Here is a 25634-nt window from a genome sequence, read left to right as displayed (position 1 = left end):
AATAGTATAAAGAACATTCTGAAGGGTAGGGAAGTAAGAAGAAGGCTGTTATTTGGCAGGATTCCGATTACTTATTTACTAAACTATAAAACAAAATCTTAGCGAATGGAATTCAAAATTGATACCAAAGAAAAAATTCTTGTTGTACAGCCGCAAATAAGTTTGTTGGATGCTAATTTGGCAGATGCGTTTGTAAAAGAGGTATCAGATTTACCTGGTTTGGAAGGCCGCAATCTTATACTGGATATGGCATTGGTGTCAAATGTGGATGAAGCTGGGTTAAAAGCCATTTTAACAGTTTACTACCAACAGTATGACAGCAGTTTGTCTTGTGCCCTTACCGGGCTTAACAGTGCCCTCTCCGGGCAGATCAAAGCTGCCGACGAAAACGTTGTAAACCTCGCCCCTACTATGTTAGAAGCCATTGACCTGGTCATGATGGAAGACCTGGAAAGAGAATTACTGGGCGAAGATGAATAATTTTTGTGTGCCGCCTTCGTGCAGGCATTTCGTTCCGGAATGTGGAAAATGGTTCCATATTCCGGAATTTTTTCATGCTATAAATGCGTATTTTCGGGCATGTTTGCGGTAACCATACTAGGTAATAATTCGGCTCTTCCCACGTTAGACAGGCATCCAACGGCACAGGTAGTCACATGTAACGATATTTTGCTACTCGTAGACTGCGGTGAAGGCACTCAAGTGCAGATTGCACGTTATAAAATCCGGCGTAGCCGGCTGAAATATATCTTTATCAGCCACTTACACGGCGATCACTATTTTGGGCTCATTGGTCTCATCAATACCCTGAGTCTCCTGGGGCGCCAGGATCCGCTCTATTTATTCGGCCCTCCTGAACTGGAACAGATTCTTCATCTGCAGATGGAGTGTGCAGCCACCACTTTGCAGTTCGAAATGCATTTTACCCCCTTAATACCGGAAAATCAAGGCATTATCGTGAGCGAAAAGGACCTGCAGGTAAGCTACTTTGCTACCAGGCACCGGATTCCCTGCTATGGATTTGTATTCGATATGCAAAAAAGGAAACGCCGGATTATTCCTGAACAGGCAAGGGCATATGAAATTCCTGCAGCTTATTTTTCTCAGTTGGCCGAAGGAGCTGATTATCAGCGAAAAGATGGTGTATTGGTCAAAAATGACTGGGTGACCCTCCCTCCTGCCCCGGGCAAGAAATATGTGTATTGTGCAGATACGAAGTATACGGAAGAGTTATTACCATATGTGCACCAGGCAGATCTCGTGTACCACGAAACGACCTATTTGCATAACCTGGCAGAAAGAGCGGCGGAAAGATATCATAGCACCAGTGTGCAGGCAGCGACATTAGCGGCAAAGGGGGAAGCTAAAAGATTGATTATCGGGCATTTTTCATCGAAGTATACAGAACTGAATGCTTTCCTGGAAGAATGCAGGCCAGTGTTTCCGAATACTGATCTGTCACTGGAGGGGGCTACATACATTATTTAGGGTGGGATTGCTCCCACCCTGATATTTTACTTAAAATTCTTCACGAGCGCAGCAATTCTTGCCTGCAATCCACTGCTTACCGGCACAACCGGCAGGCGGAACACATTCTCAATCAAACCACCCTCCTGTAAAAACGCTTTCACGCCGGCAGGGTTGTTTTCTTCAAACATGAGGTCAAAGGCTTCCTGCAATTTATAATGCAAAGCTCTTGCTGTAGGAAAATCGTTCTGCAATGCAGCTTGCACCATACCAGCTGTGTCTTTTGCAAAATAGTTGGCAGCTACAGAGATCAATCCATCCATACCGGTAGCGATCTGTGGCATAGCCAGGGCATCGTCTCCACTCACCACGATGAAATCTTTCGGTTTGTCACGGATAATCTGCATGCATTGTACCATATCGCCGCTGGCTTCTTTCATTGCCACGATGTTTTCTACCTCATGCGCCAGGCGCAGGGTAGTCTGGGCGGTCATATTACGACCGGTACGGCCAGGTACATTGTAGAGAATGACTGGCTTTGGCGCAGCTGCCGCTACCGCCTTATAGTGCTGGAAGATGCCTTCCTGGCTTGGTTTACTGTAATAAGGAGCTACGCTGAGTATGGCAACGGCTTCATCGAGCGGACAGGTTTCGAGACGCTTGACTACATCACGGGTGTTATAGTCTCCAATACCCACCACCACTGGTACGCGCTTCGCTACTTTTTCGAAGGTGAACTTCATAATGTCCAACTTCTCTTCTGCGCTCAGTGTAGGTGTTTCACCGGTGGTCCCCAGGGATACTACATAGTCAACCCCGCCGGCAATCACATGATCGATCACTCTCTCTAAAGCATTCCAGTCGATGCTTTCGTCTTTTTTAAAGGGCGTAACCAGCGCGACGCCGGTGCCTCTTAATTGTTCCATAATGCGTAAAAATTCCGGATAAGAAATTCCAAATTGTCCTCTCTGAATCACCCTTCAAGCGGTGAAATTCCTGAAAGGAGGTGCAAAGATGACAATTTGAAATGGTTTATGTCAAATTATTTTTAGCGTTCGTCAAAAAAGCCCATGTTGCTGTATTTGTCAATACGCTGTTCGATTCTGGTATCGGCATCGATCTTCTTCAGTTCGGCCAGTGTTTCTTTAATTTTTTGCTTCAGGATCACCGCCATTTCATCGGGGTTTACGTGCGCGCCACCCAGCGGTTCCTTGATTACTCCATCTACGAGGCCGAAGTTGCTCATATGATCGGAGGTGAGTTTCAGTTCTTCAGCAGCTTTTTCTTTGAAATTCCAGCTACGCCAGAGGATGGTAGAGCAGTTTTCAGGAGAAATTACGGTATACCAGCTATTTTCCAGCATCAGCACACGGTCTCCGATACCGATGCCGAGGGCACCACCGGAAGCACCTTCCCCGATAATGACACAGATAACCGGCACACGAAGTTTCACCATTTCAAATATATTGCGGGCAATTGCCTCGCCCTGCCCACGTTCTTCAGCTTCCAGACCTGGGTAAGCGCCCGGGGTATCTATCAGCGTTACGATAGGCTTGTTGAACTTTTCTGCCAGTTTCATGAGACGCAATGCCTTGCGATAGCCTTCAGGATTTGCCATACCGAAGTTGCGGATCTGGCGCATTTTGGTGTTTACACCTTTCTGCTGACCGATGAACATCACAGTTTCGCCATCCAGGTCAGCGAAACCGCCTACCATCGCCTTATCGTCCTTTACGTTCCTGTCGCCATGCAGCTCCACAAAGTTGGTACACATCTTCTCAATATACGCCAGGGTATAGGGCCTATCCGGATGTCTGCTCAGCAGTACCTTTTGGTAACTGGTCAGATGATCGTAGATTTCCTGGCGGGTATGAGCGATTTTAGACTCATATTCCACCACGGTAGCTGTCACGTCAACACCAGACTTGGCGCCATTTTCTTTCAGTTTTTCCAGCTGATCATACAAGTCCGCAATAGGTTTTTCGAATTCCAGGAATTGCATATTTATGTTATAAATTGGTTAAAGTACGGTGTAAAGATAACGGCTAAAATATTTTTTAAAAAAGATTTGCAAAATTGATTGGTTTGTCGGTATCTTTGCAATCCCAAAACGGGAAGGCAGGAGTGCTGGAACGGAGGGAGATAAGACAGTGTTCATCGAACAAAAGGGAGGTGGATCAGTGTTCATCGAACAAAAAGGGAGATGGATCAGTGTTAATCGACCGTAAGGGAGATGGATCAGTAGTTCAGTTGGTTAGAATGCCGCCCTGTCACGGCGGAGGTCGCGGGTTCGAGTCCCGTCTGGTCCGCAAAAAAGCAAAACCCGCTCTAAGAGCGGGTTTTGCTTTTTATTGTATAATATAATATGAATTTCTAAGTTATTTGTTTTCAACCCTATAAGTGTTCGAAGTCTAATCGTTTCTACGCTTCGATTGCCAGTTAACTAATTTTTGAATAAGGCTTCCATCGTGATTTCTTTCTGTATAAGATTTACATAGTTATCATTCTTCTTAGCTCCATACGTAGTTATAAGAGTAAGAAATAATGTCTTACGGGTTTGAGTTTTCTGTCGGAAAACTCTTTCTTTTTGCGCTAATGTAGCAGCATATTTTTTGTCTATAACGAATTCAGAAATGGAAAACTTAATTTCACACAGATTTATACAGTTATCTCTCCTATCAAATAGAAGATCTATTTGTGCTCCATCTTCTTTCTCTTTAGCAGAGTAACGCCATGGAGACGCCTCTGTATAAACATCAGCTATTCCTATTGCTTTTTTAATCTGTTGCTCATGTTTAAGACATATACTTTCGAATGCAAGCCCACTCCAGCCTTTCCATGACGAGCCTTCTGAAAGTCGCATCCAGACACCCGCTCCATATGATTTACTATTCTCTATAAATTTTATATAAAAAATTGAATACTCGTCTGTTAGCTTATAGATACTATCCCGGGAAGTTTTTTCAAAAGGCACATAGGGTGTGATAAATCCCGACTCCGACAGTTCTTCCAGTAATTGTGTAGTACCTCCGCCGGATGTTAGCGAGCAGACTTCAATTATTTCATTTCTTGTCAGCCCTCCTGGTTTGGCTGCCAAGGCCCTGATCACTTCCATGTGGTGTACGGCTGCTTCAAATAATGAATGAAAAAGTATTTTGAATTCATTATGCAATAACCCATTCTTGTTAAAACACGTTCTATCTAATACTTGCGCTGTACTCTCTCCGATATTTACTTCTTTAAGATATAAAGGAACGCCACCCATTGCCATGTAAAGTTGTAATAACTGATATTGATCCAGTTTTATCTTTCTACTATTCAAATACGCTTCCGTCTCGCTAAGATTAAAAGGTAACAGGCGAATCCTTTTTGTTACCCTGTTATGAAGCCCTCCACGGTTATTAATTACTTTCCGTATCATCCATGATGCAGCAGAACCACAGATTACCACAACAAGGTTTTCCTGCCGGGAAGCCCACATATTCCAGAAATTTTCGAATGCCTGCATAAAACCCGATCTTGGCGTTTGGATCCAGGGAAATTCATCAAAAAATAGTACCCGCTTTTGCTTTTTTATAAGAGGGGCTACGTAACTTTCTAACAGACTAAAAGCCTGCCTCCAATTACCTGGAGTATCAATAGGTGAACTTTTCATAGAGCGGGTAAGGGCCTGAGCGAAGTTAGCCAGTTGGTCACTCAAAGTCGTATTATGAACACCTGAAAACTCAAAAATCAGCTCCTTCTGGTAAAAGTTCCGGATCAGAAAGGTTTTCCCAATTCTTCGTCTACCATATATTGCTACTAATTCAGCCTCATTGGACAATAAGGCCCTTTGTAGTATAGCTTTTTCTTCTTCCCTTCCTATGAGATGTTCCATTGTCTATTTAATTATATTTCGCCATAACTATATAAATTTAGTTAGTTGTGGCGAAATATAAAAATTAAATTTTCAATATTTAAATTGATAAACAACCACTTATGAAAAAATTAAGTGAATTATTACCTTGCAAATAAGAGTGTCAATTTTGCATTGAGCCACTAAATCCAAAGGAAGATGAGGATATAATGGTGGGATTAACGCTGTTTCAATTTAATGATGCACAAACCTTGGTAGATAAAAATTTTACTATTTTAAGAATTTCATTTGTTTCATTTCAATATACTCCCTGATGATAGACAAATCATTCTGTAATAGGTTCGAAGATTGTCCCCCGCAGCCCGCAAGAAATAAAAAAAGCCTTCAAGTCTTTGGATTTGAAGGCTTTTTTAGTTCAACGAAATTTTAGCCTCTGCATTCTTCCCTCTTCGGACAGTGGGATTAAATTAATATATATCTCGTAGGTAAATTTTCATGCTTTTCAACCCTGAAATTATTCTTTAAAAAGTCAATTGCGCCTTTAACACCATTTGATATTATCATATTTTAGGCCGGATAGGTAGCCTTTTGGATCTTCCCCAGGCAACAAATGCCGCTAATGCAGCAATCAGGATATTAAACCCGATGATTTGTGTTTCCCCTCTGCTTAAATGGAAAACGATGGCACAAATCATCAATACTATTATCGCAAACGCAGTCCAGACAGTAAGCACTGGTTTGATACGCAGCAGAGACGGCAACAGCAACCCCAGGCATCCAAGCAAATTGCACAAGCCAAGAAAGCGCAAAAAAATGGCAGGTACCTGCCCCATCCAAAGATACCTGGTTGCTAGTTTTTCAATTGGTTGAAAAAGTTTCATTAGCCCCGTCATAAGCAGCACCAGAATCAGCAGAAGTTGGGCAATCCAAAGGCCGACATTCAACAGTTGTAAACCGTTTTTTTGAGACATTTTGTATTATTGAATATCAAAACTAAACTTCCCTAAAGGAGAAAACAGGTTCATTCACTTACACTTTTTCTCAGCATGTACATCCGCCCCGAAAATGCGAGTGAAAACAGCCCAGCCAATAACGGACCTATACCAATAAGGTTTATCATGAATGTCGAGGCACTTTGCTGTGCTGCGTTAAAAATAAGAATGATTCCGAAAATGCCATACCCAACTGCCATGAGACAGCGTGCCAGCATAATGTTCAGGTTTAGAGTTCTTCCAATTTGTAAAATTTGAAAAATATAGATGAGTTGCATAAATGCAAATGCCAGCGCAAAGTAGGCAAATGCCGTGTTGAAATTTCCCGTAAGATTGGAAGATCGTATATAGAAATAGAGAGCAACGCCGGCGATTAAAATGTCTGTACCGCTTTCAATAATCAGCCAATTACGCCGGAAATTTTCCACTCTATTTGAACTTGCGAAGTAAATTCCGCATAAGCCTGCCAGCAAGACAAGCAGCGCAAATATGAACACTAAGTTCCTTGATGAATCTTTGGTAATATTAAAAAGCACAATGCCCAGGCCAATAAGAAAAGGCCACGCACCCCTAATATCCATTTGTTGCTTAATGTAGATTGTGTATTCATGATCACTGGCTTTGAGTTAGTAGTGGAGCTTTGCATTAATGATATTATTTAAGGCAGGATCCTTTTCAAAGTGTTTTCCTTTAGTTTGATGTAATGATTTACGACGCCAACAATGTGGACAATTAACAAAGCTATAAGCAGTTTGGCCAGAACCTGATGTGGAGCAAGAGATGGCACGTCAAGATTGTTTGGTAGCAATGTGTAATTTCCTGCCCTGATAGCCTGTCCAAGCGCACCAAGTATAACAGTGAGAATTCCGGATACAGAAAGCAAAATCAGCACTATATAAAACGAGTTTTCAAGCCAGACAATCAGCTTATTATGAATGAGATTGCCAGTTTCAAGGTGAGACGGTCGTTTGTATCTAAAAAAGAACCAAACTCTCAGAAGGGTCAATATAAATACAATCACACCAATGAAAATATGTGTTCTTAGCAAAAGTATTTTTGCATCTCCCGGTTTTGTACCTGTCATGATGAAACCAGATGGGATCAGGACTAGAATTAGTAAAAAACTTACCCAATGAATTATTATAGTTCCTTTCCCGTATTTTTCAGAAAGATTGTTTCTAATAATTGATTTCATTATTTAAATTGTTGCCGTTAATGAACATATAAAGAAAATGCCAATAGCCATTATTGTAATAGCGATCGCTATTAAATGACTATTAAAAGTATTCTGCGCCTAATGCTCTTCGCAAAGGAACGGAAAAGTGATTTTCTAAAATTGTAAAAAACGGAAATTGGGCATTTGTTTCCTCAACTCATTAGGAGATCTGCCGGTGATGCTTTTGACATCATGAGTAAAGTGAGCCTGATCAAAGTAATTGTTATCATATGCGATATCAGTTAATGAGTCATCAGAATGTCTCAATTGAAACGCAACCTGCTTAAGTTTCACAACACGAATGTATTCCTTTGGGGTGCAACCTACATGGTCATAGAAATGACCTCTGATTGTTCGGTCTGAAACACCTAATTGGCGGGCTATATCTCCGATTTGAATATTTCCGGCACTTTTTTCTATAAGTTCTATTGCATTTGATATTACAGACAAGTCCCGAATTAAGATATTATCGAGGAAAAACTTTTCTACTTCGTTAAACATTTGCTCTACATTGCTGCTATTGTCAATCCGTTCGCAAAACTCAGTCGCTGTCTCTTTAAATAAGTCAACAGCGTTTATCAACCAGGGCATGGTATGGATGGGTTGTCTGGTTAAATATGCCAAACAAAAAGGGCGAAGATGTGCACCTATAATTTTTATCTTATCAGTTTGTGGCTGTACAGTTATTTTTTGTGTACGGATCCGGGAAATTACCATGTGCACAGGGACCGATTGCTTTAATGAATGGTTTGTGGCTATAAACGGGTGATTGAAAAAATACCCAAAGGTAATTCGGGGGCAAGGAATAATGAACTCCTGGCTTATAGGTAGCTGGTTTACAGAAACATCAATGTGAAAGTAATGATCAACCAGTGTCGAAAGAAACTGGTTTTCCGGTTTCCTGGTGATAAAATAATTATCTGCATTCATGATAGAGATACTTGCTAATCTGGCGGCTATAGCTCATTGCCATTACGACACGGACTGAATTCTGATACATAAATTGCCCTCTAAAAATTGGCGGACTCCTGCAATAAAACGGTTCAACCACTCACAATTTAGCATAATTGTTTGAAAAGCAACAGCCTGAATACCCTTTTTCAATAGTTAAAGTACTGATTTAACTCAAAAAATCCTCTATATAGCGGTTCGAACCTGCTCACTTCAGCCCGCAAGCTTTAAGCCTTCAAGTCGAAAGATTTGGAGGGTTTTTTCATAAGTAATCCCTCATCACATTCTTCTTCAGAAAGTTTAATTTATAAATTCCTTCTTAAAACAAACCTAACAGCTGGCAGGTAATAATCCCTGTAAGAATAGCAATAAAAAAGCTCAGGAATGTTCCGATTACCACATATTCAGTGAGTTTTGTTTCTTTAGGTTCTTTTAAATCCCCAAATCTGAATACGGATTTTGCCGCCAGTAAAAATCCTACCCCTTCCCATTTTCCTAATAAGATAAATATCAGAATCATTAGCCTTTCAAGAAACCCGATCCATTCACCCGCGTCTTTTAAAGATTCAATTACCCCTATCATGTTTGAGCCGGAATTAGTACTTGCTCCAGGTGTCCATTTCGAGATTGCAAATTTGGTAATGAGAGATGCCGGTTTCAATACGAATAAAATAGAAGTGCCAATAATAAGCGTTTTGGGGGTAGCTATAGCCATATAATTCCATGATATTTTTTCATAGAAAGACCACACTAAAAATAAAATAATCAGATGCGCGATTTGATCTATAAAAAACCATGCTCTTTGGGTAGCGGGTTGTTGATATTGCAACTTTATTCCATCAATAAGTAAATGCGAAACCATAATTATTAATGACATTTTCCACAAACCAAAGTTCCAGGTAACTAACAGAATAAGTATAAAGTGTATGAATACGTGGACGTATAAATATGGAGAGCGCCATTTTTGTGACTCTTTACTGGCAATCCATTTGTCGGTTTGTAAAAAAAAGTCGCCAAGAATATGAGCTAAAAAAAGTTGAAGTAGCAGAATCATATCAATTGATTTTTTCTGTGATGCATTCTTCATAAAAGGCCACCAAATCCATCATTTCGTCATAATGTGCCCGTTTCTGAGCCTCACTGATTGTTGATTGTGTCCGCTCTATTTTATCGCCGAGCTCTTTTTGCGATAATGTGCGGTTAACGATTGATGCTGCAACTATTTGTGCTGTAGCAGGACTCCATTTATCAAGTGCTATAGATGCCAGGCGGAACATTAAATTCAGTTCAGCATCCAGTTTTGGCCAGGGGCTCCTGATTGCCAGTTGCTGCTTTAATTTTTTAAGCTCTTCAAATGTTTCTCCCGAATTAATCAATGCTTCTCCATTAGCCTCAGTAATTTTTGAAGCATCATAATTCTTTCTTCCTATTCCTATCCCTATTCTTACATCTAATTTTTCAATAGACTTTATACAGGCTTTGATGCGAATTGCTGCTAACAGGGCATGCTGAGGTTGATTTATTTCTAATTGAAAGCTATCTCCCCTGTATATCTCCCACGTTTTTGGTGTTTTCCCCCACTCCTTCATAAGAGCCTTTAAAGGATTTAACCAAATAACCGGATCAACTTTCCGCGAATTGATAATATCTCCTGTAATAATACTGGTCATATTCCAAATATCGTTTATTATACCGATATTTCAAAATATCGTCAATTTGACCGATATTAATTATATCGGGGTTAAAGACGATAATTTGAATTATCGCTTTTAGAACCGATAGATATAGATGGAATATCGCGAATAATTAATCAATATGCTATCTTTAATCTTTTTCATACCATGCACCAGTAGTCACTTATTCCGTCGTAACCGCGCATGGCTTTTTTAGTATAAACTAATAATATTCCTAACCATGATGAAATACCTCTTTCTGTCAGCTTTGCTGCCGCTTATTCTTCCAGATCTTACTGGTACCTACTCCCGGAAAAAGAAGTATCGTGATAACGATAATGACTACCAGGTAATCTGGACATTGAAACTGGAAAAAGATTCCAGTTACACTTTGAATACCGAACATATTGGCGGTAGTGTATTTACAATCGTTCAAAGTCCAGGTAATGGTAAGTGGACAGTAAATGGAGATACCCTGAAATTAATAACTGCACCGACAGGTAAACTACGTCGTTTCCTCGTGCGGGAGAAAATACTGGTGGCACTGGATGAACCTCGCTATCCGACATCGATAATTCCTGCCCCGCCTTTGGATACACTGGAATTACAGTAATTTAAAGTTTAACCGGATTGGTTATAAAGCAGTATATTGCCTTATATTCCCGACTATGCTAAAATACCTGGCCATCCTTGCATTACTCTCTTTTTCCGAACCTGACATAACAGGTACCTATTATCACGAAAGACGGGTATGCTACGTTGATTACGGAGAAGACTCAAGATGGAAACTGAACTTAGAAAAGGATTCGAGTTTTACCTATAAAATCAAGGTCTTTTATAAAGACCTTGATACAACCTGCCTTGCAAAAGGTAGCTGGACGGTGGCACATGACACGCTCATTCTAAAGACTTACACCCGTCCTTACATTTATGAATTCATTATAAAAAATAACACACTGACTCCAATAGTGATGTTCGGGGGATTTAAGGAAATTCAATACATGGTGCCGGATTATTTGACAAAATAATGCTATTGCCGATGAACCCAATCCTGTAAAAAGGTTATCACCCGCATTGAACAATAAATCATGAACAATGGAACACGATGCACTCCTCGAACGTATCAAAGAGAACATCATACGTAAAAAACGCCTTACCTATACGAAAAATATCGCGTTAACACGCGCCAGTAAATTTGCCTATTACAACCCGGCAAAAACAGACAAAGATGGGAATGTCGTTATTCGTACACTCCCGCCCCTCTATCCATTCATAGGCATTATGGCCCTGGGGTTGACAATACAAGCCTTATTCGCCAGTTCCTACTACATGTTGATCATCTCGCTCCCGGCGCTGATTTTCTCTGCAGTATTGGTCTTCATTTTCCCTGGTCCGGATATCGTTACAATCAATAAAAAAGGCATGACCATCCACAACAAAGAATATCTCTGGGATGACTATATTGGTGTATACTATTTCATTGTACCTGGAGGCAAAGGAAATAATTCTGCGTCATTAGTACTGATTCGTCCGGACGGGAGTTATGGATACCTGGATTCCAATGCAATAAGTAATTGGAACAAAATAGGTACCGCCATCCGGGATTTTCAACCTCCCCACTACATATGATGATTGAGAAAATAAAACAGGGAATTTTACCTACCTTCGCAGCTTGAAACTAACTACCACACTCACAGAAATCGCACACGCTGCCGAAGAAAAGGAAGCTGAAAATCTCGCATTCAGATCATTCCTGCAATCACAGGACTCAAATGACATAGATGAGCTTGTCCACGAGCTGGATACCCTCATCACCCCGCAAATAGACTGTACCACCTGTGGTAACTGCTGCCGTAACCTCATGATCAATGTTACTGAAGAGGAAGTAACCGCATTAGCCACACACCTCAACAAAACCAACACCGAACTAAAAGAACAATACATCGAAACAGGATCCAGCAATGACCTGATGATCATCAACACCATCCCCTGTCATTTCCTGCACGAAAACCGCTGCACCATCTACGAACACCGCTTTGCCGGCTGCCGCGAATTTCCGGCCTTACACCTGCCGAAGTTTAATAAAAGGCTGTTCACCACTTTTACTCACTACAGCACCTGTCTCATCATTTACAATGTAATAGAAGCAATGAAAAAAAGACTGGCCTTCTAAAAACTAAAACGCCTCATTCAACCCCAAAAAGAACCCCCTCGCCCCAAACTTACCCCACGCATAATCCAAACACAAATTCGTCCGCGTGAGCTTATTAAACAACACCCTCAAACCTGCCCCACCACCCGGTTGCCACACCTGGAACAACTTCGTTCCCGAAGCATCATTCGCCGTTTGCACATGAAAAAACGCCACCCCACTCAGGAACTTATTTCTTAATATCGGGAACCTATATTCTATCTCTGAATAGTTATACTGCGTTCCCTTAAAATACCCTACCGTATACCCCCGCCCACTTCTAAACGACGGATCCTTTCCCGTACCCGGCAACTCCAAATAAGGTACATTCCCCGCTATCAGGTAAGATCCCCAGTTCCAGAAAGCTACCACATGCTCCGGGTTCCGGTGCGATAAACTAACATATTTCCGAACATCAGTTGTAAACTGCAACGCATTCCGCGTACTCGCCATCCAGGTTTGATTCAGCCTGAAACCCGCATCTATATACATTCCCTTGTAAGCCCGATTCTGGTTATCGCGCGTGGTATACTGTACATTGAACAACAACCCGTTTGCCATATAATGATCCCTGTGAAACCCATGCCTGTCGCTATAAATATCATAAGGCGTATTCCCTGATGTATCCGTTTCTGTGAGCTTCCTCCTGATATCAAATGATACCCCAGCCCCTAAAAACAAATGTGGCACCACCTCTTTATACACCTTCTCCCTGAAGTTATAAAACTGCGCATGCAGCCCCCGTGGCTTACGATCCGGATTCGCCAGCTGCTTATCTGTTGCACTGCCTGCCGGATCTATCCCTATCCCTAACCCATAATCAGGTGTCACGGTTTTTGCAGCTACCAGGCTCCCCTGAAAATTCCATTTATTTCCTGGTGTGTAGATATTATGACTGATGTAGAAATAAATGATCCCCTTCGTTGTAATAGATGCAGAGGTGGCTCCTACCGATAACAATGTATTCGGATCATTGCCCAGCTTACGCCCTGCCACCGCCTTAATTCCAATCTGCGAACCAATACTTGGATTGGAGGCTATATTGGGTACGATAATGATTCCTGAAGGCTTCTTAGCAGAATCCCTGCGAATATGAAAAATATCCCTGACGAGATCGGTAAAGTCAAATTGCGACTCCAACCTTTCAACAGGAATATGCACCCGCGATGAATCCCCCTTCAGCGTATCGGCAGCTGGCGCAGGAACCTGGCTAAATGCACGGGTACAACAGCCTGCAAAAATGAACAGGAACAGGCCCTTCAATAAAGCGGTTTTGTAGAGAGGTAACATTAAATTAGCGGAAACAAATTTTAAACCAACATGACTATTGATTCATACATTGCTACCTTTCCAACGGATGTGCAAGCCCTGCTGCAACAGGTAAGACAGACTATTCAACAGGCCGCTCCAAATGCTACAGAGACTATTAAATATGCTATACCCACTTTTGTATTGAATGGAAACCTGGTGCATTTTGCGGCTTTTAAGCACCATATTGGGTTTTACCCTGCACCTACCGGGATAAAGGCATTTGAGAAAGAATTATCCCCTTACAAACAAGGGAAAGGGTCGATCCAGTTTCCCTATGATCAACCCCTTCCCCTGGAACTCATTACCAAAATTGTTATTTACCGTGTGAAGCAGAACGCTGAAAAGAAGAAGAAATAACCCGCCAACAACAAATACCTCATAACTTAATCCTTTTTCAATGCAGCTACAGGTATTGTCAGTATCCTGCCTACCTGCCTGCCATTTTTATAACTAACTATACGAATCATTACTGCATCCTCCGGCAATGCGAATGGTTTTTGATATGCCAGGGACTTTATGTCGGGAAAAGAATTATCCACGCTATAATGCATGTCCAGCCCGTCTATTTCAGGTGTAAACGTACATAACCATACGCTGTCTTTTGTATATTGCGCCGTTACATCGGGTTCATATATACTAGGCGCATAACTGATGGTGTCCTTGTCAAATGCCTGCATATGCTGTTCCACTTTTTCTACAAAACGGGGCCAGTCCTTTTTTGCAGCCGGTGTCCACAGGCACTCTGCCACTGCCAGCGCACGGGGCCAGGTCATATATTCTACTTTCCTGAAATCAAAAACCTGCTCTGTCCACAGGTTCGCCTGCCCTCCTAAAATAAATTTCGGATCTACCCCTGCAGGTACCGGGCTGAATGTATATACTTTCTTTAACCGCAGGGTCTCGTATACCTTTGATTCTACAAATTTATTGCCCTGCATAAAGTCGAGGTATACATAGTTATTCGGGGTCATAATCACTTTATGCTGTAATCGTGCCGCCTCTATACCTCCCTTCTCTCCTCTCCAGCTCATAATGGTAGCACCCGGTGCCACTCCGCCTTCCAGTATTTCATCCCAGCCAACCAGCTTTTTACCTTTGGCCGTGACGATCTTTTCTACTTTCTTTTCAAAATATGCCTGTACCTCCTCATAGTTCTTCAGCTTTTCCTTTTGCATCAGTGCTGTCACATTCGGATCTTTCTGCCAATAATTCTTCGCACATTCATCGCCCCCTACATGGATATATTCGTATGGGAATAAACCGGCCACTTCTTCAAAGACCTTATCCAGGAACCTGTACACCTCAGGTTTAGCAGGGTTGAGCGTATTATCATACCTTGCCACTATCCCATGATCCGTCCAATCCATAAATCCTTTCTCTCCTGAATATACTTTATAATTCACTGCATCCTTTGTTCCTGACAACTCCGGATAAGCTACCACTGCTGCCATAGAATGGCCCGGAATATCTATCTCCGGAAGAATATCGATGAATTTCTCCTTTGCATATTTCACTATGTCTTTTATATCCTGCTGGGTATAAAATCCACCATAGTTATATTTTGCATTTTTCCCTGCCGGTGAATATTCACCGTAATAGCCATACTTTTCTACACCCCAGGCACCTACTGCTGTCAGCTTAGGGTAACTTTTTATTTCAATACGCCATCCACCGTCATCGGTCAGGTGCAGGTGCAGCATATTAAATTTGTACGCTGCTATTTCATCAATATACTGCATCACCTCTGCTTTGGTAAAGAAGTGCCTGGCCACATCCAGCATCATTCCCCTGTAGCCTACCACAGGATAGTCCCTGATAGTGAGATAAGGAGCTTCAGGAGCAGATAGTAACTGGCGTACCGTTTGTAAGCCATAGAACAATCCATTCTCCTGGTTAGCAGCAATATGCATACCCTCCTTATCGATGTCAAGTAAATACCCCTCGGTGCCAATGCCTGCATCTTCTTTTTTTAACAAGGTCAGGGAAATCCGGGTTTCCCCGCCAGCAGCTACCATCTTTCTGAAATCTGCTTCTACCTGTGTCTTTGCCTGCGACAAGGCAGTACTGTTTACCGTCGTGGTCCAGACAATATTTTTACCCAATGGCAATGCTCCATTGTTAAGCTGCATGGATACAGGTTCAGGAATAATTTTAGGTTGTCCGAAAACCTGGAAGCTACATAACGTGGCAAGTAAGATCGTTGTTAATCGCATTTAATAACCTGAATTTTGCGTGAGATTAGGATTTGCCTGTAATTCGGTCAATGTCACCGGCAATACAGTCTTGTTCGCATTAAAGTTATTATTTATTGTGGCACTTCAAAAGCGTTGGTTAATTTAATCTTATATTTGTTTGAGACGATACGTACACTTTTCCACATGGACACAAAATCACTACCCGACGACCCCGCTTCATACGAGCGCCTGCGCCTGCTTGCCAAACAAAAAGACGCAGCCCTTTTACGCAGCGAAGAACGCTACCACAAAATGGTGGAAGAAGTAGAAGACTATGCCATCCTCCTGCTGGACAAAGATGGCCGTATCATGAACTGGAATAAAGGCGCTGAAAAAATCAAAGGCTACAAAGAAGCAGAAATCATAGGCCGCAACTTCCGCATCTTCTACCGCCCGGAAGATCAACAACGGCAACTCCCCGAAAAACTGATTCAACAGGCCCGTACTACCGGCAAAGCCATTCACGAAGGCTGGCGCGTGCGCAAAGACGGTACCACCTTCTGGGGCAGCGTTGTGCTCACTGCCCTCCATGACGATCATAACAACGTTATCGGCTTCTCTAAAGTGACCCGCGACCTCACCGAAAGAAAAGTCGCTGAAGATAAAATACAACAATACGCACAGGAGCTGGAAATCCAGAACCGAGAGTTACAGCAATTTGCCTACGCCGCTGCCCACGACATGAAAGAACCACTCCGCAAAGTGCAGTTCTACACATCCGCGTTATTAGAACGCATTGGCACCTCCCTGCCACCAAAAGAAAAGTCTTACCTCGAAAGAACTGCAGATGCCGCGCATCGCATGCAGGGCCTCATCGAAGACCTGCTTACCTACACCAGGATATCTGGTGAGGTACCTCCATTTGAACAGGTACCCCTCAATAAAATAGTCGAAGATGTTCTCTCCCACTACCAGGATACCATCGAAGCACTCCATGCAAATATAGAAACAGGCCCACTCCCTGTTGTGACCGGTATTACCTTTCAACTACGCCAATTACTGGATAACCTGATCGGCAACGCCCTCAAATACCATCACAAAGAAAAGACACCCCATATCACCCTCCAATCCACCACCGGCAATGGTAAATACATCATTACCATCCATGACAATGGCATTGGCTTCGAACCGCAAAACAGTGAGAAAATATTCGAGATTTTTGAGCGCCTCCACGGTCGTGACAGCTATCCGGGTACCGGCATAGGCCTGGCGCTCTGCCAGCGTATTGTACAGAACCATCATGGTACTATCAGCGCTACAGGACAGGTAGGCGAAGGGGCTACATTTACTATCACCTTACCCGCCACAGATGCGGAATAATTCCAGCACTATCGCGTCTAATTCAGGTTTGCTGCTCGGCTTTATAAAATATCTGGCTGCGCCCAATTCCTGGCATAACTGCATATGCTCAGGCTGGCTGGATGTACTCCATACTACCTTGGGTATATTTACTTCCTGTATCTTTTCCAGCACCTCCTTCCCGTTCATCACCGGCATCTTATAATCCAGTATAATCAATGACGGCCATTCGGCAGGCGTGCGCTCTGCCAGATAATCCAATACCTTCTGCCCATTAAATACAGTATTAATTTGTGTAGCTGGCTGCTCCTGCAATATAGCCTCTATCAAAATTTCCTGGTCATCCCTGTCATCGTCTGCCAACAGGAATTTGTACATTCTCTGGTTCATAGTGCGATAACTAAAATACTAATTATCGCCTAAAAATCAAACTTCAACATTGTCCTGATTCCCCATGATGGCACCTCCGGATGATCCAGGTATGTAAAACGCCTTACCACGTCCACCCTGACTATTTTAAAGATATTGCCGATACCTGCACTGCCCTCTATATATGGCCCGTTACTCAGCGGGTAAGTTCCCGAAGGGAATAGCATGAGCCTGCCTGCATTCTCACTTCTCACCCCGCCCCACAGGAACTTTGCATTCACAATTTCTCTCCATTTCAACCTGCGCAATAAAGGTACCTTGTTAAAGAAAAATCCATTGAAATGATGATCGATATTGATACCCGCATAATGATCGCTCACAAACTCCAAAAAGTTCATCAGGTTGTAAGACTGCAACTGAAAAGAATACGTCTGGTTCGCCCTGTGAATATCCAGTAATGGAAACGGCACCTGCCCAAACAAATAAGATCCTTCTGCACTGACATCTGTATACCCCAGCTGTGATAAATAAAACCGCTTCGACACATTCAACGCTATATGCTGGTAATTGTATTCCCCATTCAGCAATCCCTTTATACCCTGGTTGTACCGCAATGTAAATACAGGGTATTTATCTGTTATCGGTGTGCGGTACAATTTGCTCTGGTAAAACTGCTCATGCGGTGCATAGCGCAATGTCATATTCACTTCGCTGGTCTTTACACCGGCCACATTTACCACTTCTTCATTCACTTCTTTCTGGAATGATAAACCTCCTGCCGGATGCTGGTCCCAGTATTTAAATCCAAAAGAATAAGAGAAATGATTCTGTAACTCATGCTGGTATTCTAACTTAAAAAAATCATTGTACAGCATCTGGTTACTGGTACCACGCTTAAATGATAACAACACGTTGTTCTCCTGCACAAATTGCAGTTCCTGCCCTGGAATTTTGGTATCGTGTTGAAAACTGGCCCGGATATAATGTTGCGGAAAGGTATAAATAGATTTATTGTTCAGTGAATAAGTAGCACTCGCAAAATACTTGAAGCGTTCATCTTTCACACCATACGCTACATACCCTTCAAAGTAAATGCGCTTGCTTAGCTGCTCCGTCGTTCTGCCGCCAAAGCGAGGCCGGAAGCCCTCTACTGCATTGAAACTGTAAAAAGTATTCACCGGTCCTATTTCAAAGGGGCCAAAGTTTTTAAAACCAATTAATAAGAATGTCGCCCAGTTCACCGCTCTCTTAAAAGAAGGCGTACGCTGCAGGCTATCCATATTTTTATACACACCCGATGCCGGTCCCGACAATGCAAACGGACGATTCGAACTCCAATAAGCAGTATCCTTTTTCTCCGCATCCGCCACCGTTTCTACTGCAGGTCCGGCATAATCCGAAGCAGGTCTTTTTCTATCCAGGAAAAAGCTGTCGATCTGTACTATGCGCTCCCCATACATCCCTTTCCCTTTTTCTTTGCTGAGACCGAAGTCAATTTTCAGCGAGCTTTCTTTCAACTGGTTCCTGTCATCAAACGCCAAAACAGCTTCCATGCGCCGGACAAAGTTGAGGTTGATGCGCTTATCCACTGTCAGCTCTGCCCGCGATATGGCATAAGTACTATCCAGCCTGATATACAAGCGCCCTTCAAAAAGCAGGTCTGTTTTACTCCTGGGACTAAAATCCAATACCACCTGGTTGTCTACCGTATCTGTAATAAAATACTTATAGAATCCAGGTGCGCCACCAGCCACAGGACTCAATAACTGGTTCGTCATTACCATGATATTGTTCTGGTAAATATCTATATCCTGGTAAAAGAAATTGAGGGTAGAAGACCAGCCTTTATTATCAATAAGATTTTCATCGTACTTCACCTGCTTGCTGGCACGGATAATTTGCTTTTTGGTATAAGGATTGCGACGATAATAATTGTCAGACAACTTTTCTTCCATATACACAGGCAACATCAGTTTGCCACCAATGGCATCGGTATCCTGCTCTGTAAAGAGGAACTGGTAATTCTTAAAGATACGCCGGTTACGAAAGGTATCTGACAGGTGACTGAGCGAGAGTAACATCCTTTCATATTTATGATATTCTGCATAGTCATAATTTTCCGGGCGGTTCTTTGATTTATGCGCGATCACTTCCCTGATCAGGTCTACGGCAGGATTATTCTTATTCGAGTATCGCTGCTTTTTTCCTGATTTGACCACGACCTCGTTGAGGCCATAGGTATCCTGTACCAGCTTTACGTTGATCACCTGCTGCTTGTCGGGTACCACAGCGAGTTTCACTGTTTTATACCCCATGGCATATACGGAGATCTGTGTAAATGGTTCGCTGGCTGTTAAACTAAAATGACCTTTTTCGTCAGAATGTGTACCAATCGTTTTGCCGGTGATCACTATACTTACCATCTGCAGGGGAGTGTGGGTGCCGGCATTGGTCACTGTTCCTGACACAATAGTCTGCGCAACAAGGGAAATGGGAAAGGCAATCAATAAAAAATACGATAGTATCGTAGACTTCATAAGCTTGATGTTCGTTCGCGTACAGGAAGCCTGCGGATCAATACTACAACTGAATCCGATAACTCAGGCAGTCTTATAGGCATATTCCGGAATTATAGCGACCAGCCCGCAGAATCATGCGATATGACGGAAAAGCGGGCACAACTATGCGAAAACAATACATCGACGAACTTTTGACCCTCGTCGCTAATATTAAATGATTATGAACAAAAAGAGGACATTTGAATAAATAATTACCTTACAGTCTGAATAGATTGGATAGAATACCTACAACTTTAAAAACGATTGAAATAAGCTGCCGCCAGTGACAACACCTACATTGTCCATCCCGGCATTGCCAATTGAAACTCAGTGTAAACGACTTTAATTTATGGACATTTTACATTCGTTCAGGGAACTGGACAAGGTCGTCTTTATGCTTATTAATCACGATGCGGACAGTAAATTCCTGGACCCCATCATGATGGCGATAAGAGAACCTCTTACCTGGATCCCACTTTATGTGTTTATGTTATGGTTCAGCTTACGGAAGCTGAAGCACGATGCCGTATTGTTTATCATCATGACCCTGATCACATTTGCCTTTACTGATGCATTGTGTGCACAACTTGTAAAACCCTTCGTAGGCAGACTACGTCCATGCTATGATCCTGAACTGAATGGAATGGTGAGAAGCCTGGTGGATTGCGGCGGTGCATATTCCTTCCCTTCCAATCATGCTGCCAATCACTTTGCACTGGCCACTTACTGGTTCTTTGCTATCAGGCATTACTTAGATAAAAAATGGAACTGGTTATGGATCTGGGCGGCAGCTGTATGTTATGCGCAGGTATATGTCGGTAAACATTTCCCTTCTGACGTGTTAGGTGGGGCAATCATCGGTTCGCTTGTGGGTGGTGTAGTTTTTCAACTTTCATTAAGATGGCAATTCGTATATAATATTAAAAAAGCCTCCTGACCAGGAGGCTTTTTTAATTCGCTTAGATGGACTCAGTGTACTTCTTAAAATTATCAAGAATTGCCTGCCATCCGGCTCTTTGCATCTCTTCGGGGTTTTGTTCTTCTGCTTCGAAAGTCTCGTTAATATCAGTTGACTCTCCATGACCGTGGAAAAAGATATCTACTTTACGGCCATCGCCGAGGGTATAGCCGATTTTTTCATGCAGCTTTACCACATCGTAGGTACCCCAAAAATCAAAGCCCATACTGCCATCTTTAGCTTCCATCCTGGAAGAAAACCGACCTCCCGGACGCAGGTCATTTGTTGCCTTAGGCGTATGCCAGTCTTCAGAAGCTGTGCTCCATTTAACAATGTGCTCCGGATTACTCCAGATTTTCCACACCTTGTCTACAGGTGCATTAACCGTGGTTTTGATGGTGATAGCGCTCATGGTGTTTGATTTTATACTACAAACTTAAGTTAAGTCATTTATTCCAATTATGGGCAATTCCGACAATTGCCGGGTACGATGCGACAACTACCTGTTTATGACAGGAAACTGTGCAATGCGCAGGTGTGTACAACCATAAGGTATCAGTTCTATTTCCTTTTCTTCGCCCAGTTCCAACTGGAAAATAGTACTGAAAGGAACAGGTCCCGCCATCTCCTGGTAGAGTTGCCAGCTGGGAATGATCCTGCCTTTCGTTTTAAGGGTAATTGGCGCCTTTTCCGGCTCCCATGGATAAGCTGCTACCTTACTGCTCTTTTCAACCATGTAATGGGCTGAAAGTTCATTTTCCGGCGTTGCGTACAAGGCGTAGTTCCAGGGTGTGGTGGGCCTGATTTCATAGTAGCTGTTACCATAATCAATACTATCTGCAGCGGTAATGTGCACTAACTTCTTTTCTTCGCCTATCTTCAACGCATAGGCCAATGGACCTCTTTCTACAGATATACTGTTTTCATACCAGCGCTGATTATTCAGGTGCATTGGTAATTGTAAAGTAACCACGTCTCCCTTCTTCCAGGTCCTGTTCACTTTTACAACCTGGTTGCCGGCCGGCTCTTGTTCTACCTTTCCATTGATGGCAATTTTAGCCTGTTTACACCATGCAGGTATACGCAATGATAATGGGAAGGAATTATTACCACCTGTATAGGTAAATGTAATCTGCTCTTCGAAAGGATAATTTGTCGTTTCTGTAAAGCCGATTTGTTTTCCGTTAATGGTTATTTTCAACTCACTCGGTGCATATACCAATGCCGCCACTCCCTTATCGGCAGTAGCATACCAGAGGTTTTGTGTAAACTTGGGCCAACCCTGGTGCATATTGGATGTACAGCAGGCATAACCTGTAAGCAGACCATAACATACATCCGTACCGCTATGGTTTACATGAAAACCTCTTGTATGGCGGGTGAGCATCACCTGGTTCGCCTGTTGAAAATATTGCCTGTCCATAAAGTCAGGCGTAATCTGTGTAGGCATAGCATTGAAAGCAATGCGTTCCAATTTGTCAGCATAGGCCACCTCACCTGTAATGGGCAGTGTGCATTCCAGTGTATACATCATTTCTACAGCGGTACATAACTCCGAACCACCAGTGGGATTGTTGCCATGCAGGTCTTCATCGCCACCATACAGGCCCATGGCCATATCATCAAAACGACGCAGGTCTGTATAGCCTTTCACGGTAGCATCCCAATATTGTTGTTCCGGGTGCTGCTGGTAGTAAATGATAGGCTCTTTCATACCCTGTGCGAGGTTCACACCATGAATACTGCCCACCTGTGATAACAGGGGAGTATTCAAAAATGCATGGGTAAAATCAAATGTCTGCTTATGCAGCAGATCGGCGAGGTCCAGCAGGAATTTATCGCCGGTGATGTTGTACAACCAGTATACAGCCTGCAGGTTATCGCCGGCCCTGAACCTGGCCCAGAATGACCAGTGATCTAATGGATGAATGGGCAACTCTTTTAGTTGGTACCTGAAATAGTTGGTCATGAGTTTTACCACCCGTTGATCGCCGGTAGCCATGTAATACTGCTGCAGAATTTTGAGCATCACCATTTTCGGCCACCAGTCGTGGCTATTGTCTCTTTGGACGCCGGGCTCAGGACTATAGTCCTTTGAAGGGCCAAAGTAACCATCGGGTTGCTGACTCCTGATGCTCCATTCTACCCATGGTTTTACTTTGCGGATCAGGGCGGTATCCTGCAGTATGTAAGCCAGTGGCAGTAAACCATCTATCCAGTAAGGGCCGCGTTCCCATTGGTCACCATCGCCACCCAGCCAGCCATTGCGTGGCCCCATGACTAAGGGATAAAGCTTATCGAGTTCGCCGGTAGCACCATTCTTCTGGCGAATCAACATTTCTTTTAACCAGCCTTGTGGACGGATAGCTCCAAGCGGTAATGCTGTGTACGGGTTTTCCCGGAGCGGCGCCCGGTTGTAGACAGGCGTAACCTGTGCCTGTACGGAAATACAGAATAATAGAAAAATTAAGACCTGAGACTTCATTTTACGTGGGTATTATTTTGCTGACAAGATAAAAAATCATGGGGATAATACCGGGAGGTGGTAATCATGTTTGAATTTTATAACTTTAATGTATGAAACGCTCCGAAAGTATCCAGGACTTTTACAATCGTCACCCCGAGGCAACGCCCGCGAACGAAAACGGCCCCGGGAATTTCAATATCTTCATGCGGCAGGCCTGCGTAACCAGCAGCCCTTACAGCCGCCGGGACTTCTACAAAATTTCCCTGATCATTGGTACCGGCAAGATTCACTATGCCGATACCTGGATCAATATAGACAGACCTGCTTTCCTGTTTTCCAATCCCATAGTACCTTATGCCTGGGAAACGGATGATCCGGATCAGCGTGGCTGGTACTGCATCTTCACCGAGGCTTTCCTGTCGCAGATAGAGAAGTTGCAGGATTCGCCCCTGTTCAGTATCGGCACGCCACACCCTGTATTCTTTCCAGATGAAATGCAAATTGGGGAAATCTCAGCCATCTTTGATAAAATGGTCAGGGAAATGAACAGTGATTATGTGCATAAGTTCAGCGTTCTCCGCAATTGTGTACAACTGCTCATTCACGAAGGCATGAAAATGACGCCTGCCGGTTCATTTGAGAAACACGCCAATGCATCTACCCGTATTTCCAGTTTATTCCTGGAACTGCTGGAAAGGCAGTTCCCCATTGACACCCCGGAGGCTGCACTGCGGTTAAAGACTGCCAACGACTTTGCACAAAGCCTTTCTGTACACGTCAATCACCTGAACCGTTCTGTAAAAGAAATCACCGGCAAGACTACCACTGCGCATATCGCCTCCCGCATTACCCGCGAAGCGACAGCCTTATTGCAGCATACCGACTGGAACGTGGCTGAAATAGGATATGCATTGGGGTTTGAGTCACCACCTTACTTTACCAACTTCTTCCGCAAGCATGCGGGCGTGTCGCCGGGCGAAATCCGGAATGGGGCTGTGCTTGTTTGAAAATTGTAAGTTTCTGTTTGATTCCGTTAATGACCACCTGCTATATGCCCCCTAACTTTGTGTGTACAAAAACACGCACGATATGAAGTACAGAACCCTTGGCAATACCGGCGAAAAGCTCTCCGCTACAGGATTGGGCTGCATGGGTATGAGCTTTGCTTATGGCCCCAGCAATGATACAGAAAGCATTGCAACCCTGCACAGGGCATTGGAACTGGGCATTAATTTCTGGGATACTGCAGATATGTATGGCGCTGGTGCAAACGAATCCCTCATTTCAAAAGTATTAGTCCCTAACAGGGATAAAATCTTTATCGCAACTAAATTCGGTTTCCGTTTCAGAGATGGTCAGGCTGGTCCCAGTGGCACGTCCAACACTTACTTTGATGGCTCTCCTGCATGGATCAAAACCGCCGTGGAAAATAGTTTAAAAAGACTGGGCATAGATACCATCGATTTGTATTATGCACACCGCGTGGATCCAAATGTACCTATTGAAGAAACAGTGGGTGCCATGGCAGAACTGGTGAAAGAAGGTAAAGTAAGATACCTGGGACTGAGTGAGGCTTCCGCCAGGTCTTTAAGAAAAGCAAATGCCGTGCATCCTATCGCAGCCCTGCAGTCAGAATATTCTATCCTGACAAGAGATGTGGAAGGTGATATACTCAATACCGCCAGGGAATTCGGCACTTCGCTGGTACCTTATTCCCCGCTGTCAAGAGGATTGCTGATCGATGCCAGTGCCGACAACCTGGTAGAGGGTGATTTCAGAAAAGGATTACCCCGCTATCAAAAAGAGAACCTGGAGAATAATGGAAAACTGGTAGCTGAATTTGCAGCACTGGCAGCTGGTAAACAATGCACGCCTGCACAGCTGGCGCTGGCATGGGTACTGGCACAGGGTGAAGATATTATTCCGATTCCTGGTACCCGGAGAATTAAGTACCTGGAAGAAAATGCAGGAGCAGTAGATATTACCTTGTCTGCCGACGATCTGGCAGCAATTGATGCACTCGTTATCAAGTATCCGAATTTAGGAGAAAGGTACCTGCCAGGTGCGATGAAGTTAGTCAACGGTTAATAAA

Annotated in this window: 26 protein-coding genes and 1 tRNA gene; 12 read left to right on the top strand and 15 right to left on the bottom strand. The window is 43.2% G+C overall.

The window, feature by feature from the left end; all coding sequences use genetic code 11:
- The first annotated feature begins 105 nt into the window (after nt 1-105).
- Both ABDW16_RS14555 and ABDW16_RS14550 read left to right on the top strand, forming a co-directional pair.
- Nucleotides 106-480, top strand: a complete 375-nt coding sequence (locus tag ABDW16_RS14555) for an STAS domain-containing protein (protein ID WP_343670644.1) — start codon at nt 106-108, stop codon at nt 478-480.
- Nucleotides 481-579: 99 nt separating this feature from the next.
- Nucleotides 580-1488 carry a ribonuclease Z gene (locus tag ABDW16_RS14550; protein WP_343670643.1) on the top strand — a complete coding sequence of 303 codons (909 nt, stop codon included), beginning with the start codon at nt 580-582 and terminating at the stop codon, nt 1486-1488.
- Between the two features lie 26 nt (nt 1489-1514).
- Here the strand turns inward: ABDW16_RS14550 and dapA are convergent, their stop codons facing one another.
- A complete protein-coding gene (dapA, locus tag ABDW16_RS14545; RefSeq protein WP_343670642.1) occupies nt 1515-2393 on the bottom strand; it encodes a 4-hydroxy-tetrahydrodipicolinate synthase in 879 nt (292 codons plus the stop codon).
- Between the two features lie 122 nt (nt 2394-2515).
- Entirely contained in the window at nt 2516-3469 is a 954-nt protein-coding gene (locus ABDW16_RS14540; RefSeq protein ID WP_343670641.1) for an acetyl-CoA carboxylase carboxyltransferase subunit alpha, read from the bottom strand.
- A 233-nt stretch (nt 3470-3702) separates the two neighbouring features.
- On the opposite strand from ABDW16_RS14540, the gene ABDW16_RS14535 reads away from it, so the two are divergent.
- A tRNA-Asp gene (locus ABDW16_RS14535) sits at nt 3703-3776 on the top strand.
- Between the two features lie 134 nt (nt 3777-3910).
- Here ABDW16_RS14535 and ABDW16_RS14530 read toward each other — a convergent pair.
- The 7 genes from ABDW16_RS14530 to ABDW16_RS14500 all read right to left on the bottom strand — a co-directional run bounded on the left by ABDW16_RS14530 (nt 3911) and on the right by ABDW16_RS14500 (nt 10152).
- Complete coding sequence (locus tag ABDW16_RS14530) at nt 3911-5344, bottom strand: ATP-binding protein (protein WP_343670640.1); 1434 nt, start codon at nt 5342-5344, stop codon at nt 3911-3913.
- A 539-nt stretch (nt 5345-5883) separates the two neighbouring features.
- A complete protein-coding gene (locus ABDW16_RS14525; protein WP_343670639.1) occupies nt 5884-6294 on the bottom strand; it encodes a DoxX family protein in 411 nt (136 codons plus the stop codon).
- 50 nt (nt 6295-6344) lie between these two features.
- A complete protein-coding gene (locus ABDW16_RS14520) occupies nt 6345-6896 on the bottom strand; it encodes a hypothetical protein (RefSeq protein ID WP_343670638.1) in 552 nt (183 codons plus the stop codon).
- A 77-nt stretch (nt 6897-6973) separates the two neighbouring features.
- Nucleotides 6974-7510 carry a cytochrome b/b6 domain-containing protein gene (locus ABDW16_RS14515; RefSeq protein WP_343670637.1) on the bottom strand — a complete coding sequence of 179 codons (537 nt, stop codon included), beginning with the start codon at nt 7508-7510 and terminating at the stop codon, nt 6974-6976.
- Nucleotides 7511-7645: 135 nt separating this feature from the next.
- Complete coding sequence (locus ABDW16_RS14510) at nt 7646-8461, bottom strand: AraC family transcriptional regulator (RefSeq protein ID WP_343670636.1); 816 nt, start codon at nt 8459-8461, stop codon at nt 7646-7648.
- Between the two features lie 340 nt (nt 8462-8801).
- Nucleotides 8802-9536 carry a DUF3307 domain-containing protein gene (locus ABDW16_RS14505; RefSeq protein ID WP_343670635.1) on the bottom strand — a complete coding sequence of 245 codons (735 nt, stop codon included), beginning with the start codon at nt 9534-9536 and terminating at the stop codon, nt 8802-8804.
- 1 nt (nt 9537) lies between these two features.
- Entirely contained in the window at nt 9538-10152 is a 615-nt protein-coding gene (locus tag ABDW16_RS14500) for a hypothetical protein (protein WP_343670634.1), read from the bottom strand.
- Nucleotides 10153-10396: 244 nt separating this feature from the next.
- Here ABDW16_RS14500 and ABDW16_RS14495 point away from each other — a divergent pair, with 244 nt between their 5' ends.
- From ABDW16_RS14495 to ABDW16_RS14480, 4 genes are all read left to right on the top strand, one after another.
- Nucleotides 10397-10768: a copper resistance protein NlpE N-terminal domain-containing protein gene (locus tag ABDW16_RS14495; protein WP_343670633.1), complete on the top strand. Its 372-nt coding sequence runs from the start codon at nt 10397-10399 to the stop codon at nt 10766-10768.
- A 55-nt stretch (nt 10769-10823) separates the two neighbouring features.
- The gene (locus ABDW16_RS14490; RefSeq protein ID WP_343670632.1) at nt 10824-11183 is read left to right on the top strand and encodes a hypothetical protein; all 360 of its coding nucleotides are present in this window, start codon (nt 10824-10826) and stop codon (nt 11181-11183) included.
- 67 nt (nt 11184-11250) lie between these two features.
- Nucleotides 11251-11784, top strand: a complete 534-nt coding sequence (locus tag ABDW16_RS14485) for a hypothetical protein (RefSeq protein WP_343670631.1) — start codon at nt 11251-11253, stop codon at nt 11782-11784.
- A 43-nt stretch (nt 11785-11827) separates the two neighbouring features.
- Complete coding sequence (locus ABDW16_RS14480; RefSeq protein ID WP_343670629.1) at nt 11828-12328, top strand: YkgJ family cysteine cluster protein; 501 nt, start codon at nt 11828-11830, stop codon at nt 12326-12328.
- A gap of 3 nt (nt 12329-12331) precedes the next feature.
- On the opposite strand, the gene ABDW16_RS14475 is transcribed toward ABDW16_RS14480, so the two are convergent.
- Entirely contained in the window at nt 12332-13636 is a 1305-nt protein-coding gene (locus ABDW16_RS14475; protein ID WP_343670628.1) for a BamA/TamA family outer membrane protein, read from the bottom strand.
- A gap of 30 nt (nt 13637-13666) precedes the next feature.
- Between ABDW16_RS14475 and ABDW16_RS14470 the strand changes: the two genes are divergently transcribed.
- Nucleotides 13667-14014, top strand: coding sequence for a DUF1801 domain-containing protein (locus tag ABDW16_RS14470; protein WP_343670627.1), 348 nt, complete (start codon nt 13667-13669; stop codon nt 14012-14014).
- A gap of 26 nt (nt 14015-14040) precedes the next feature.
- Here ABDW16_RS14470 and ABDW16_RS14465 read toward each other — a convergent pair whose 3' ends face one another.
- Entirely contained in the window at nt 14041-15870 is a 1830-nt protein-coding gene (locus tag ABDW16_RS14465; protein ID WP_343670626.1) for a family 20 glycosylhydrolase, read from the bottom strand.
- 165 nt (nt 15871-16035) lie between these two features.
- Between ABDW16_RS14465 and ABDW16_RS14460 the strand changes: the two genes are divergently transcribed.
- Nucleotides 16036-17211, top strand: coding sequence for an ATP-binding protein (locus ABDW16_RS14460; RefSeq protein WP_343670625.1), 1176 nt, complete (start codon nt 16036-16038; stop codon nt 17209-17211).
- On the opposite strand, the gene ABDW16_RS14455 is transcribed toward ABDW16_RS14460, so the two are convergent.
- Nucleotides 17188-17580, bottom strand: coding sequence for a response regulator (locus tag ABDW16_RS14455; RefSeq protein WP_343670624.1), 393 nt, complete (start codon nt 17578-17580; stop codon nt 17188-17190). The two genes, ABDW16_RS14460 and ABDW16_RS14455, sit on opposite strands and share 24 nt — an antisense overlap.
- A 29-nt stretch (nt 17581-17609) precedes the next feature.
- Nucleotides 17610-20096 carry a DUF5686 family protein gene (locus ABDW16_RS14450; RefSeq protein ID WP_343670622.1) on the bottom strand — a complete coding sequence of 829 codons (2487 nt, stop codon included), beginning with the start codon at nt 20094-20096 and terminating at the stop codon, nt 17610-17612.
- A gap of 370 nt (nt 20097-20466) precedes the next feature.
- Here ABDW16_RS14450 and ABDW16_RS14445 point away from each other — a divergent pair, with 370 nt between their 5' ends.
- A complete protein-coding gene (locus tag ABDW16_RS14445) occupies nt 20467-21054 on the top strand; it encodes a phosphatase PAP2 family protein (RefSeq protein ID WP_343670621.1) in 588 nt (195 codons plus the stop codon).
- Nucleotides 21055-21076: 22 nt separating this feature from the next.
- On the opposite strand, the gene ABDW16_RS14440 is transcribed toward ABDW16_RS14445, so the two are convergent.
- Together ABDW16_RS14440 and ABDW16_RS14435 are read right to left on the bottom strand one after the other, a co-directional pair.
- The gene (locus ABDW16_RS14440; RefSeq protein ID WP_343670620.1) at nt 21077-21487 is read right to left on the bottom strand and encodes an SRPBCC family protein; all 411 of its coding nucleotides are present in this window, start codon (nt 21485-21487) and stop codon (nt 21077-21079) included.
- 87 nt (nt 21488-21574) lie between these two features.
- On the bottom strand, nt 21575-23560 hold the full coding sequence (locus ABDW16_RS14435) for a beta-L-arabinofuranosidase domain-containing protein (protein ID WP_343670619.1): 1986 nt from the start codon (nt 23558-23560) through the stop codon (nt 21575-21577).
- A 92-nt stretch (nt 23561-23652) separates the two neighbouring features.
- On the opposite strand from ABDW16_RS14435, the gene ABDW16_RS14430 reads away from it, so the two are divergent.
- The gene (locus ABDW16_RS14430) at nt 23653-24549 is read left to right on the top strand and encodes a helix-turn-helix transcriptional regulator (RefSeq protein ID WP_343670618.1); all 897 of its coding nucleotides are present in this window, start codon (nt 23653-23655) and stop codon (nt 24547-24549) included.
- An 82-nt stretch (nt 24550-24631) separates the two neighbouring features.
- Nucleotides 24632-25630, top strand: a complete 999-nt coding sequence (locus ABDW16_RS14425; RefSeq protein WP_343670617.1) for an aldo/keto reductase — start codon at nt 24632-24634, stop codon at nt 25628-25630.
- Nucleotides 25631-25634 lie beyond the last annotated feature (4 nt).

It is taken from the genome of Chitinophaga sp. (assembly GCF_039596135.1).
In the GTDB taxonomy this organism is placed as follows: domain Bacteria; phylum Bacteroidota; class Bacteroidia; order Chitinophagales; family Chitinophagaceae; genus Chitinophaga.
The sequence above is the reverse complement of the archived record's forward strand: the minus strand, read 5'-3'. Positions and strand labels throughout refer to the sequence as shown.

Excerpts from the sequence above, each read along its gene's own strand:
- ABDW16_RS14455 (WP_343670624.1), bottom strand. The coding sequence starts at position 17,580 with ATGAACCAGAGAATGTACAAATTCCTGTTGGCAGACGATGACAGGGAT.
- ABDW16_RS14525 (WP_343670639.1), bottom strand. The coding sequence starts at position 6,294 with ATGTCTCAAAAAAACGGTTTACAACTGTTGAATGTCGGCCTTTGGATT.
- ABDW16_RS14440 (WP_343670620.1), bottom strand. The coding sequence starts at position 21,487 with ATGAGCGCTATCACCATCAAAACCACGGTTAATGCACCTGTAGACAAG.
- ABDW16_RS14490 (WP_343670632.1), top strand. The coding sequence starts at position 10,824 with ATGCTAAAATACCTGGCCATCCTTGCATTACTCTCTTTTTCCGAACCT.
- ABDW16_RS14530 (WP_343670640.1), bottom strand. The coding sequence starts at position 5,344 with ATGGAACATCTCATAGGAAGGGAAGAAGAAAAAGCTATACTACAAAGG.
- ABDW16_RS14485 (WP_343670631.1), top strand. The coding sequence starts at position 11,251 with ATGGAACACGATGCACTCCTCGAACGTATCAAAGAGAACATCATACGT.
- ABDW16_RS14540 (WP_343670641.1), bottom strand. The coding sequence starts at position 3,469 with ATGCAATTCCTGGAATTCGAAAAACCTATTGCGGACTTGTATGATCAG.
- ABDW16_RS14425 (WP_343670617.1), top strand. The coding sequence starts at position 24,632 with ATGAAGTACAGAACCCTTGGCAATACCGGCGAAAAGCTCTCCGCTACA.
- ABDW16_RS14460 (WP_343670625.1), top strand. The coding sequence starts at position 16,036 with ATGGACACAAAATCACTACCCGACGACCCCGCTTCATACGAGCGCCTG.
- ABDW16_RS14465 (WP_343670626.1), bottom strand. The coding sequence starts at position 15,870 with ATGCGATTAACAACGATCTTACTTGCCACGTTATGTAGCTTCCAGGTT.
- ABDW16_RS14475 (WP_343670628.1), bottom strand. The coding sequence starts at position 13,636 with ATGTTACCTCTCTACAAAACCGCTTTATTGAAGGGCCTGTTCCTGTTC.
- dapA (WP_343670642.1), bottom strand. The coding sequence starts at position 2,393 with ATGGAACAATTAAGAGGCACCGGCGTCGCGCTGGTTACGCCCTTTAAA.
- ABDW16_RS14520 (WP_343670638.1), bottom strand. The coding sequence starts at position 6,896 with ATGGATATTAGGGGTGCGTGGCCTTTTCTTATTGGCCTGGGCATTGTG.
- ABDW16_RS14430 (WP_343670618.1), top strand. The coding sequence starts at position 23,653 with ATGAAACGCTCCGAAAGTATCCAGGACTTTTACAATCGTCACCCCGAG.
- ABDW16_RS14495 (WP_343670633.1), top strand. The coding sequence starts at position 10,397 with ATGATGAAATACCTCTTTCTGTCAGCTTTGCTGCCGCTTATTCTTCCA.
- ABDW16_RS14450 (WP_343670622.1), bottom strand. The coding sequence starts at position 20,096 with ATGAAGTCTACGATACTATCGTATTTTTTATTGATTGCCTTTCCCATT.
- ABDW16_RS14515 (WP_343670637.1), bottom strand. The coding sequence starts at position 7,510 with ATGAAATCAATTATTAGAAACAATCTTTCTGAAAAATACGGGAAAGGA.
- ABDW16_RS14470 (WP_343670627.1), top strand. The coding sequence starts at position 13,667 with ATGACTATTGATTCATACATTGCTACCTTTCCAACGGATGTGCAAGCC.
- ABDW16_RS14510 (WP_343670636.1), bottom strand. The coding sequence starts at position 8,461 with ATGAATGCAGATAATTATTTTATCACCAGGAAACCGGAAAACCAGTTT.
- ABDW16_RS14550 (WP_343670643.1), top strand. The coding sequence starts at position 580 with ATGTTTGCGGTAACCATACTAGGTAATAATTCGGCTCTTCCCACGTTA.
- ABDW16_RS14435 (WP_343670619.1), bottom strand. The coding sequence starts at position 23,560 with ATGAAGTCTCAGGTCTTAATTTTTCTATTATTCTGTATTTCCGTACAG.
- ABDW16_RS14445 (WP_343670621.1), top strand. The coding sequence starts at position 20,467 with ATGGACATTTTACATTCGTTCAGGGAACTGGACAAGGTCGTCTTTATG.
- ABDW16_RS14505 (WP_343670635.1), bottom strand. The coding sequence starts at position 9,536 with ATGATTCTGCTACTTCAACTTTTTTTAGCTCATATTCTTGGCGACTTT.
- ABDW16_RS14555 (WP_343670644.1), top strand. The coding sequence starts at position 106 with ATGGAATTCAAAATTGATACCAAAGAAAAAATTCTTGTTGTACAGCCG.
- ABDW16_RS14500 (WP_343670634.1), bottom strand. The coding sequence starts at position 10,152 with ATGACCAGTATTATTACAGGAGATATTATCAATTCGCGGAAAGTTGAT.